This is a genomic window from Mycetocola miduiensis, from assembly GCF_900115155.1.
GTDB lineage: Bacteria > Actinomycetota > Actinomycetes > Actinomycetales > Microbacteriaceae > Mycetocola_A > Mycetocola_A miduiensis.
Map to the genome: position 1 here is coordinate 155,788 of NZ_FOVM01000006.1, position 11,036 is coordinate 166,823.

An 11,036-nucleotide genomic window follows, 5' to 3' on the forward strand; every position below is an offset into this window, starting at 1 on the left:
CCCGACGTGAAACGGAGTTGAGCCGCCGAGGCTCAGGTTTTGGAATCGAGCGGGAATAGACGCTAGGGTGCTGCCGTTGAGTTGAGTCGAAGGCACTCAAGTTCCAGGAGGACACATGCCCCCATTCTTCGGTCCGACCGGTTCGGAAAGCGAATCGTTCGACGAATTCCTCGCCCGCTACCTACAAGGACAGCGCGCCGCGCAGTCCGGGCGGACGATCGACATCACCCGGCTGCTCAGCCGCCGCACCCAGGAGGTGCTTGCCGACGCTGCCCGGTTCGCCGTGGAGCACGGCCACTCCGAGGTCGACGCGCTGCACGTGCTTCGGGTGCTTCTTGAAAAGGCTCCGGTCGCGGATGCCATCCAATCGCTCGGGGCTGACCCCGAGGCGCTCGCTGAGGCAGTCGAGCAACGACTGCCGGAGAAGGCGGACCGGAACGTCCAGTCTGCCTCGCTCACGTCTTCGACCCAGCGTGCCCTGATGGACGCATACCAGGTCGCCCGGGCGTTCGGCTCAACCTACATCGACCCCGAGCATCTCTTCTTCGCCTTCGTGGCCAACCAAGAGATGCCCGCCGGTCAACTGCTCGCTCACTTCGGCATCACGCCGCAGTCGCTCCAGGCGGGATACGAATCCGCTCGCGCCGCGCAAGCCGCGGGTGAGGCGCCCGGCCAATCGACAGCATCCGCCACCCCGATGCTCGACCAGTTCGGCACCGACCTCACCGCCCGCGCCCGCGACGGCAAGCTCGACCCGGTCATCGGCCGTGCCGACGAGATCGCACAGACGATCGAAATCCTCTCCCGCCGCACGAAGAACAACCCGGTGCTGATCGGTGAGGCAGGCGTCGGCAAGACGGCTGTCGTCGAAGGACTCGCCCAAGCCATCGTCGACGAGGATGTGCCGCACCTGCTGCGCGGCAAGCGCGTGATCGCGCTCGACCTCGCCTCGATGGTCGGCGGCACCCGATACCGCGGCGACTTCGAGGAGCGGCTGACCAAGCTGCTCGACGAGATCTCCACCCACCAGGGTGAGCTGATCGTCTTCGTCGACGAACTGCACACGGTCGTCGGCGCCGGTGGCGGCGGGGAAAGCGGCGGCATGGACGCCGGAAACATCCTCAAACCACGCCTGGCCCGCGGCGAGCTGCACGTCGTCGGCGCAACAACGCTCAAGGAATACCGACGGATCGAGAAGGATGCCGCCCTCGAGCGCCGGTTCCAGCCGGTGAACGTGAACGAACCGAGCGTCGACGACGCCGAGATCATCCTGCGCGGACTCCGCGAGCGCTACGAGGAGTTCCACGACGTCAGCTACACCGACGAGGCACTCCGCGCCGCCGTGGACCTGTCTGCACGGTACGTGACCGACCGGTTCCTGCCCGACAAGGCCATCGACCTGCTCGACCAGGCCGGTGCCCGGTTGCGCCTCCGCCAGGTCGCGAAGATCGACACCACCGAGCTCCGCGAGCACGTCGCCACCCTCGAAGCGTCGAAGGATGCGGCGGTTGTCGCTGAACGCTACGAAGAAGCGTCACGCCTGCGCGACGAGATCGAAGCGCTGACCGCTCAGATCGCGGCAGTGGAGTCGATGGATGCCGCAGCATCCGCTTCGGTTCCCGCGATCGTCGGGGAGGCGGAGATCGCTGAGATCATCTCGCGTGCCACCGGCATCCCCGCGACTCGGCTCACCCAGGGCGACCGGCAGCGGCTGGGTTCGCTCGAGGCCGAACTGCACGAACGGGTGATCGGCCAGCACGACGCTGTTGAATCGATCGCGAAAGCCGTGCGCCGCAACCGGACCGGCATGGGTGACCCCAACCGTCCGGTCGGCAGCTTCCTGTTCCTCGGCCCCACCGGTGTCGGCAAGACCGAGCTGGCGAAGGCGCTCGCGTCGTCGCTCTTCGGAGACGACAGCGCGATGCTGAGGTTCGACATGAGCGAGTTCGGCGAACGGCACACGGTGTCGCGCCTCGTCGGTGCCCCTCCCGGCTACGTCGGCTACGACGAGGCCGGGCAGCTGACCGAGCGCGTGCGCCGGAACCCGTACTCGGTGATCCTGCTCGACGAGATCGAGAAGGCCCACCCCGACGTGTTCAACCTGCTGCTGCAGGTGCTCGACGACGGTCGTCTGACCGATGGTCAGGGTCGCACTGTCGACTTCCGCAACACGGTGGTCATCATGACCTCGAATATCGGCTCCGAGTTCCTCGCCAGCCGCAGCGGTGCGCTCGGCTTCGTTGCCGATTCCGCTGACGGCAGCGGGTTCGGTTCGGAGAAGGCGCTTCGCGACCGGGTGATGGGCAAGCTGCGTGAAGCAATGCGCCCCGAGTTCCTCAACCGGATCGACGAGGTTGTGCTGTTCCGCAAGCTGGAGCAGGCGCAGCTGCACGACATCGTGCGGCTGCTGCTCACCCGCACGGCATCGCGGCTTCACGCGCAGGGTGTTGAGCTCAACGTTTCGGATGCTGCCGTCGACTGGATCGCGACGAGCGGTTACGAACCCGAGTACGGAGCGCGCCCGCTGCGCCGGGTGATCCAGCGTGAGGTCGAGGATCGGATTGCCGGGCTCATGGTCGACACGGAACTCTCGGCGGGTTCGTCGATCGCGGTGTCCGTCGTGGGCGATGAGCTGCTCGTCGAGTCTCACGTGCTGGAGCCGTCTCTGGCTGCATAGCTCGCGAAAAAGGGCCGTCACCGCTTAGCGGTGGCGGTCCTTTTGCGTGTCGGGGTGGCGTTCCCCAACTTCGGAGATTCTGCTCCGCATGCGCTCGAACGGGTGCATAGAGCGCCGCTCTCGAGAAATCTCCGAAGTTGCGGACGGGAGGTCAGGCCGTCTGCGCGCTCAGCACTCCGAGAACAGCGAGAGCGTAGGCATCCGGAGCCGTCGTGGCATCGAAACGCAGCTTGTGCCCGCCGAGATCGATCTCAACCACCCACATGTAATCGACGTGGAGCAGAAAGCTGAATGTGGAGCCGAGAAGCTCACGGAGCTGGTCCTCGCGCGGCAGCCACAACGTCTTCTCCAGCGCCACCGAGTCGAGCGCCCACTCGGTGGTGCCGTTGAAACCGAGGATCGTTCCGGTGTCATAGTCGTGCGGTTCGATCGTCATGTCACTGACGGTGAACACTTCGCCCTCGAACTCGGCGGTGTCCAGGCAGAACTGGTCGCCCGATTCGGGGATCCAGCCGAGTCCGGCTTCGCGCAGCCGCTGGGCCAGCGGTCTGGATGTCGTGACGGTCATGAGTTCATGCTCGCACTCGTGGGTGGGAATCCTCCGCGAGTTGCTGGGTTTGAGGCGGTTCTACGAGCCCGGTACCCCCTCAAAGGCAGCAACTCGCGTCACATTCGGAAGTCGTACCGCGAGGGCAGGGGGTCAGTTGAACCTGCCGCCGCCTGGTACTCGTTCCACAACTCCTCGAGCAGCGAATCGCCCTCCCGCAGGTCCAGCACCTCGAGGTTCCGGTCGAGGACGCCGCGGCACCGGTCGAGATCCCCGGTCGCAAGCGCCGCGCGCGCCTCCGCGATGAGAACCCGGCCGTCGTCGCGCTGGTCGGCGGGAAGAGACTGAACCAGCTCGAGCACGTCGGCGGGGCGTCCGTCGTCGTGCAGCACCCCGAGCAGTTCGCGGGTCAGCGGCAGCAATTCGGGCGCGAGCTCGTGGGCAGAACGGTAGAACACCACGGCCTCAGCCGTGTTGCCGCGGTCGGCGGCCAGCGCCCCGAGGTTGCGCAGCGCCCACGCGTTCCGGGTGCGGTCGACCGATGCCTGCCAGAACTCCCCGGCCTCGGCGAACGACCCCTGCGCGGCGGCGATCACGCCGAGGTGCAGGAGCGCCAGCCAGTCGTCGTGGTGTTGCAGCACCCGAACCCAGCGCGGGTCGATCTGGTAGGAGAGCGGCGGATGCTGCGGATCCAGTTCGGTCGCTGTGGCGGGCTCTCCGCGCAGCAGACGGAGCCAGTATTCCTCGGCCGGACCGACGGCATCCGCTGGGAACGGAGTGCGTTCGGCGTCGATCGCGCCCTGCCCGAGGTACTCGCGCAACGCGTTCTCGACGGCGCCCCACCCGGAGCCGTCCGGAAGCACCTCGACGAGCAGCTCAATGGACTGGTCGCGATCCCGGAGCGCTTCCAGTCGGCCGGGAAGATCACGGCTCGCCAGGTTCTCGGCCACGGCGCCGGTTGCCGCCGACCAGTCCTCCGACTGGGCCGTGGCGACGTCGACCTGCAGCGCGCCGTACGCTTCCACCCACGACCACTCCGTCTCGGCGGGCATCCGCAGGTATTCCAGTTGGGTGCGCGCGAGCCCCGCCTGGATCTCGCAGTACGAACCGGCGCCCGACACCCACTCCTGCCAGTGCCGGCCGCCCGCGTCCTGGCCCCAGAGGAACAGTTTGCGCCCGACCAGGTTCGCGGTCGATGCCTGGACGAGACCGAAACCGGTGCCGTCCACGGCGGTGACCCACGGCATCCGCGTGCCTGCCGTGTCGAAGAAGTAGTCCACCGTTTCGAGGGTGCGCGCCGGCCAGGTGATGTCGCCGCCATCCACGGCCGGCACCGGAACCGTGCTGAGCACCCGTTCGTGCCCGTATTTCCAGGCGGATGCCGCTGGGGCGAGCACCCGTGTTGCCTCGAGTTGCGGAACAGCCATGTTCGACCACCAGTACATTGGCGTCGCGTGCGGTGAATCGTTGACGATCGTGCCGCGGATCAACAGCTCGTGCGAATCCTCCGGCAGCCACGCGTCGACGCGGAAACTCACGTTGCGGATGCGTTCGTACTCGAAGAAGCGGAGCCCCACTTCACCGTCCGGGCCGCTCAGCGCTGCGGTGTGCACGGGTGAACTCGTGAACGGGGAATGCCCGATCATGCCGATGTTCCACTCCACGCCGCCGGCGAACCACGCGTTGCGGAGCGCGAGGTTACGGAAACGGATCGCCTCGTTCTGGTGCAGCAACTCGCGGCCGGTGGCCCGGTCGAGAAGGGACCACAGCCGCCCGCCGAGCCCGGGCAGGAACGTCGCCGTCAGGTGATCGTTCTCGAGCACGACGGTGGCATGCTCCTGCGGTTCTTCTTCGGCCAGGTACCCGTCCTGGTCGAGGTAGGGCAGAGCGGTCTGCGCCCGGCTCGAGCGTTCGTCCACGCCTTCGCCGTCGATGTCCTCGGCGTCCTCGAAACCCGACTGGGCATGGATGTCGCCGCTGCCGAAAATGTCAGGCAGGGGATTCGATGGGCCCCACGTCGATGTCGGGATGGTCAGGGTGCCTCGGCGGATCGACGTCAATGTGGGTCCTCTCAGTGCGCGTGGTGGATCTTCGGTGGTGAGTGTTCTGCGGTGGGCGGGTGGCATCCCACCCTCCTGTTGAGTCTGGAGTGCGCGTGGTGGCGGCGTCCAGTGTTGGGTCAAGCGGAGGTCTTTGCCGACACGCCGGTTGCCCGCCGCGCTCGACGGCGTGGTGGGCAAAATCTCCGGTTCAGGCGCGTTCCTCGAGCGGCACGGTCTCGCCGGTCACGAGCGACTGGCGCGCGGCAAGTGCCACCTCGAGGGCGCGAACAGCGGATGCCATCGGGCAGAAAACAGGGTCGGCCCCGGTCCGCACACACTCCAGAAAGTACTCGATCTGCCGTTCATAATGATCAAGCGACGACAGCGTCTCGGCCTCGCTTCCGCCCGCCGTTGCGAGCCGGTACGTGTTGACGCCCGATGGTCCGCCCGTCGCGGTGGGAGCATCCGCTGCGAATTCGTAGTCGAGGAGCCCCAAGGTGCCGACCAGGTTCAGCGAGGTGGTGAACGGGGCTCCCGCCGGAACACCGGCGAAGGTAAGCACCTGGCCGATCGCTCCTGAACGGTATTCGATCGTCGTCTCGATCGGGCCGAGAGGGTCGTTCGATGTGCTTGTGACGGTCACCGGGGTGCCAAGAAACAGGTTCATCTGGTCGAAGTCATGGATGCCGACGTCGACGACGACGCCGCCGGACTCGTCCTCGTCGTACCACCAGGCGGACTCCGGCTTGGTGATCAGCCGGCGCGCGCGGGCCGACACGACCGATCCGATCCGGCCGGCCTCCACATCCGCCCGGGCACGGCGGTAACCCTCGAAGAAACGCACGACGTGGGCGACCATGACAGTGCGGTCGCTGGCGGATGCCGCCGCAGAGATGGCGAGGGCGTCGGCGATGGTCAGGGCGACCGGCTTCTCGAGCAAGACGTGCTTACCCGCGTTGAGCGCTCGGACCGCGAGGTCACGGTGCGTTGTCGTCGGCGTGCAGATCGACACGACGTCGACATCGGGATCGGCGAGCACGGTGGTCACATCGGTGACGAGACGGGCGCCCGGGGCCCCGGCGAACGTCTCGCCGGAGTGCCGGGCGTAGATGTAACGGATGTCGTGCCCGAGTGCTGTGAATGCCGCCGCGTGCGTCCGCCCCATGTACCCGGCGCCGAGAATTGCGATGGTGGTCATGGGATCCTCTCGGGCAGGCCCGCGTCGATGCGGGTCGTGGACTCCATTGTGTCGGTTCGCGGGGAGTGCCGGGAAGGTTCGTGGGTATCGGCACACGCTCCGTCGTCGCCGGTTGCTGAGCTTGCCGAAGTGCGATCAGCGGGCTACTCGATCAGCGGGAGGTGGATCAGCGAGGAGACGGATAGTCCTCAGCCGTAAAGCTCGACTCGCCGGCGAACGTCGGGTCATAGTCGAGGTGGAACTCGTCGTACCAGCGGTCGTCCGCTCGTTCCATTGCCGTCGCCGTCATCATCCGTCAAGTGTAAGAAAGCACGCGCCGCCTGTCTCTACCCCAACAGGGGCGACACGGGCTCAGTCGGCCGCCGTCCAGCGTGACCGTTTGGCGGCATCCGCCGCGGCGAAATCGGCCGTAGCGCTCTCGATCGCCGTCGGCGCCTCGGGCTCTTCGAGCAGGCCACGAATGTCGTCGGCGGTCAGCGCAGAGCTGAAGACCGCGTCATCGTCCATGACCGCGTTGAACAGTTTCGCCTTCTGCGCTTTGAGCGCCATCACCTTCTCCTCGATGGTGCCGTTGGCGACCATCCGGTAGACCATCACGTTCTTGGTCTGACCGATCCGGTGGGTGCGGTCGACCGCCTGGGCCTCGGTCGCCGGGTTCCACCACGGGTCGAGCAGGAACACGTAATCCGCTTCGGTGAGATTGAGCCCGAAACCACCCGCCTTGAGGCTGATGAGGAAGATCGGGGCGACGCCCTCCTTAAACCTGGCTATGACATCCGCTCGTTTCGTCGTCGACCCGTCGAGGTAGGCGTACGGGATGCCGGCGGCGTCGAGGCGGGCTGCCGCCTTGCCGAGGAACGACGTGAACTGGCTGAAAATCAGCGCCCGGTGGCCCTCAGCGAGCACATCGTCTAGCTGTTCGAACAGGGCGTCTAGCTTCGACGACGGCACGTTCCCGTACGACTCATCGACGAGGGAGGCGTCGAGGCTGAGCATCCGCAACAGGGTCAGCGAACGGAACACGATGAACCGGTTCTTGTCGAGGTCGTCGATCAGGCCGAGCAGTTTCTGCCGTTCCCGCTGCAGGAAGGTGTCGTAGAGCTTCTTGTGCTTCGGGTTGAGGTCGATGGTGAGCACCTGCTCCTGCTTCGCGGGCAGGTCGGTGGCGACGAGTTCCTTTGTGCGGCGCATCATCAGCGGGCGGATGCGACGCCGCAGCCGGGTGAGGAGCTCCGGCCGGTCGCCGGCCTCGATCGGTTTGGCGTACTCGTCGAGGAACTTGCGTGCGGAAGGGAACAGTCCAGGAGCGACGATCGCGAAGAGCGACCACAACTCGAGCAGGTTGTTCTCCATCGGGGTTCCGGTGATGGCGAGTTTGAACGGAGCGTTCAGATCGCGCACCGACTGGTGGATCTTCGCCGTGCGGTTTTTCACGAACTGCGCTTCGTCCAGGATGAGCCCGGCCCACTCGTGCTCGTTGTAGGCGTCGAAGTCGAGCCGGAAGAGCGTGTACGAGGTGATCACGACATCCACGTTGCCGACGTCGACGACCGGTCCGCTTTTGGCCCTGGTAGCCGTGATGGTGCGCACGTCGAGGTCAGGGGCGAAACGCTGGGCTTCGATGTGCCAGTTCGAGACGACGGATGTCGGCGCGACGACGAGGAACGGGCGTCGCTTCTCCGGCGCGGTCACCTCTTTCGCATGGCTCATGAGTGCGATGGCCTGCAGGGTTTTTCCGAGCCCCATGTCGTCGGCGAGGATACCGCCGAGCTGGTGCTTCCACAGGAACGCGAGCCAGGCGAACCCGTCGAGCTGGTACGGGCGGAGGGTTGCCTGGATGCCTTCAGGCAGTGGGGTGGACTCGACGGTGGTGAGTTGGCGCAGGCCACTCACGGCCGCCTGCCATGATGCCGCCTGTTCTGATTCGTCGGCGAGGTCCTCGAGGTCTTCCCAGAGGCTCGACTGGTACCGGCTGATCCGCATGCCGGTATCCCATTCGGCGAGCGACCGGGCTTCCTCAATGAGGTCGTGCAACTGTTCAAACGCCGGGTGTTCAAGAGACAGGTAGCTGTTGTCGACGAGGAGCAGCTTCGTCTGCCCCTTCGACAGGGCCTTGAACAGCGGCCCGAACGGGATCTTCTGCCCTTCGATCGTCACCACGACGCCGAGGTCGAACCAGTCACGCTGGTCGGTTTCCACCGTGGTGATCTTGAGCTTCGGCGCCTCGGTCAGTTCCCGGTAGTCCGGGCGCGTGCCTGTCACGTCGACGCGGACCCCCTCGGTCGACTCGATCGCCGGCAGGATCTTGTCGGTGAACTCGGCAGCGTCGAGGCCGACCAGGGTCTGCGCTTCAAGCGGGGTGATCGCCCGCGCCCGTTCAGCGATGGCGTGCTCGAGTTGCAGGTCGCGGAGACCCGAGTCGTGCGCTGTCGCGTAGAGCGGCATCCGCGTCTTCCTGGCTCCTTCGGTGTACTCCCAGTCCCACGCCAGGGCGAGGGTGTGCTTGGCGGAGAAGATCGCGGAGAGCACGAGGACCGGCGGCACGGCGGGCGGGAACTCGACCGAGGCATCCGTCGACGTGATCGGGATGCTGTGGCGCAGTCGGGGATAAAAGCCGGTGAGGAACTCGTCGATGTCTGCGGCGGGAACGACGAGGCTGCTGGCGCGACCGACGAGTCGTTTCTGCTCATCGGTCAGGCGCTTGCCGGTGGGAGCGAGGGTGAAATGGGCGGCCGGTTCGAGGGAGTACGCATAGATGCCGTGGTCGCCGAGGAGCCCGGCCGATTCCGCGGGGTGCAGCACGCCGTCGATCGTGAGCGTGGCGTCGAGACGCAGGTCGGGGTCAGCGGTGGCGTCGAGACCGACCGAGGCGTCGGCTCCGATGGTGACGATGCCGTCCTTGCGGCTGGCGACGAGTTCGATCCCGAGAGAGGTCGCTTCGGCGAGAAGGTTCCAGAGCAGCGGGCTGTTGAAGTCGTCGAGGTAAAGCCAGTCAAGGTCCTGGCCGACGGTGTAGACGTTGCGGGCTGCCCGGTGGAGGGCGGCGAACTGGCTGAACCAGCGGTGCTGGGCCGGGTCGAGACCAAGCCGGTTGACCTGGTAGCTAAAGGTGTTCCAGCCGACGTTCGTGCGAACCCAGTTGCCTTTGTCGTTGCGGATCACCGGCCGCACGCCGAGCCGGTATTCGCCGGCATCCGAGGTCGACTTGGCGGTGCGGGCGGTAGGGCCGTTCCAGCGGTGCTTCGAGCGGGGTGTCTGCTCGCGGAGTTCGAACTGCAGACCCATCGGAGTCGGCACGGTTCCGGATGCCGACGGCTGTCCGGTCAGGGCCCCGACGGCCGATTTCCATGCGGGCTGCGCGGCATCGTCGTTCGGCTCGTTGGCAGACCTGGTCGCGCTCGGCCAGGTCGTCTCGCCCTCGTACCATTCGTCCGCGGCGTGCATCTGGCGGTCGATCCAGGCGCGATCGTTCCCGCCGGCATCCGTCAGACCGGACGGCGGCAATGCGATGCTCTTCACCGCGAGCGCGTTGCTGGCGAGGAGGGTCGCTGCGACGTGCTTGCAGTCAAGGTGCACCGGGCAGGTACAGCTCGACGAGGTCGGCCTGCTGAAGTCCTTGCGCGCCGGCGCGAGGCTGACCTGGCAGCGATACGGGCGCGGAGATGTTCCGTGAACCTCAGCGGTGAGGCTCCTCGACTCCTCGTCCCAGTCGATGGCGGTGACGGCCCCGGTGCGGGCGTAGGCGGTGGCGCGATTGAACGCGCCGTTGCCGACGAGGCGGATGATGTCGGTGACATCCACCAGGGGTGCGGCGGCAGGCGACATCCTTCTATGTTCTCATCCTTCGGGCTGCGGCTGCGCCGCATCCCTCAAGGAACCGGGCGCGGGCTGCGGCTGCGCCGCATCCCTCAAGGAACCGGGGGCGGGCTGCGGCTGCGCCGCATCCCTCAAGGAACCGGGCGCGGGCTGCGGCTGCGCCGCATCCCTCAAGGAACCGGGGGCGGGCTGCGGCTGCGCCGCATGCCTCAACGAAGCGGGCGCGGCGGCTGACAGTTACGTCAGCATTCCATCGTGAACGGCTTTGCCGCCCGCCTCCTGGTCAGTCCGCTGGGCCGCCAGACGCGGTGTCCTCGGCGGTGTCGTCGCCCGCCTCAGTGTTGGTGCCTGATCCGTCAGGGATGCCCTCGGCCGATTGGCCCGGTCGGTTTGTGGTGTCGTCGTGCTGTGAACGGTCGCGGGGCTTCGGGTTTTCGGTCTGCTCGTTGTCAGTCATGGCCCCACCGTACGCGGCTGGGCGGCGCTCGCGATAGAGCGGGGCGGCATCCGGTCGGATGTGCTAACCGGGTTCAGCGTGCTGGTCCGCCGGACGCGGTGTCGTCGTCGGAGTCCGGGTGCCCGTCGGATCCGGACCCATCGGGGATGCCGTCTGCCGGCTGGCCGCGCCGCTTCGGTAAAGGCGTTCCGGTCGCTTCGACGACGGCGTTGTCGCTGGTGTTCATGCCTTAACGGTACGCCCGATTCGACGTCGTCGGAAGGGTAAAACGGCCCACTGTCAGCGGCTGGCGCTAGCCT

At 66.7% G+C, this 11,036-nt stretch carries 8 protein-coding genes; 1 reads left to right on the forward strand and 7 read right to left on the reverse strand.

The features are described from left to right. Window positions 1-115 precede the first annotated feature (115 nt). A complete protein-coding gene (locus BM197_RS11205; RefSeq protein ID WP_090711538.1) occupies window positions 116-2,677 on the forward strand; it encodes an ATP-dependent Clp protease ATP-binding subunit in 2,562 nt (853 codons plus the stop codon). A gap of 151 nt (window positions 2,678-2,828) precedes the next feature. Here BM197_RS11205 and BM197_RS11210 read toward each other — a convergent pair whose 3' ends face one another. The 7 genes from BM197_RS11210 to BM197_RS16320 form a co-directional block, all read right to left on the reverse strand. Continuing rightward, window positions 2,829-3,245, reverse strand: a complete 417-nt coding sequence (locus BM197_RS11210) for a hypothetical protein (protein ID WP_090711541.1) — start codon at window positions 3,243-3,245, stop codon at window positions 2,829-2,831. Between the two features lie 98 nt (window positions 3,246-3,343). Next, window positions 3,344-5,284, reverse strand: a complete 1,941-nt coding sequence (locus BM197_RS11215) for a DUF5107 domain-containing protein (RefSeq protein WP_177216813.1) — start codon at window positions 5,282-5,284, stop codon at window positions 3,344-3,346. Window positions 5,285-5,474: 190 nt separating this feature from the next. Then, window positions 5,475-6,464 carry a Gfo/Idh/MocA family protein gene (locus tag BM197_RS11220; RefSeq protein WP_090711545.1) on the reverse strand — a complete coding sequence of 330 codons (990 nt, stop codon included), beginning with the start codon at window positions 6,462-6,464 and terminating at the stop codon, window positions 5,475-5,477. A gap of 166 nt (window positions 6,465-6,630) precedes the next feature. Beyond that, the gene (locus tag BM197_RS16730) at window positions 6,631-6,756 is read right to left on the reverse strand and encodes a hypothetical protein (protein WP_281247431.1); all 126 of its coding nucleotides are present in this window, start codon (window positions 6,754-6,756) and stop codon (window positions 6,631-6,633) included. A 59-nt stretch (window positions 6,757-6,815) separates the two neighbouring features. Beyond that, on the reverse strand, window positions 6,816-10,289 hold the full coding sequence (locus BM197_RS11225; protein WP_090711546.1) for a DEAD/DEAH box helicase: 3,474 nt from the start codon (window positions 10,287-10,289) through the stop codon (window positions 6,816-6,818). A gap of 274 nt (window positions 10,290-10,563) precedes the next feature. Then, entirely contained in the window at window positions 10,564-10,737 is a 174-nt protein-coding gene (locus BM197_RS16315; protein ID WP_177216814.1) for a hypothetical protein, read from the reverse strand. Window positions 10,738-10,810: 73 nt separating this feature from the next. Then, window positions 10,811-10,963 (reverse strand): hypothetical protein, encoded by a 153-nt coding sequence (locus tag BM197_RS16320; RefSeq protein WP_177216815.1) that lies wholly within the window; start codon window positions 10,961-10,963, stop codon window positions 10,811-10,813. Window positions 10,964-11,036 lie beyond the last annotated feature (73 nt).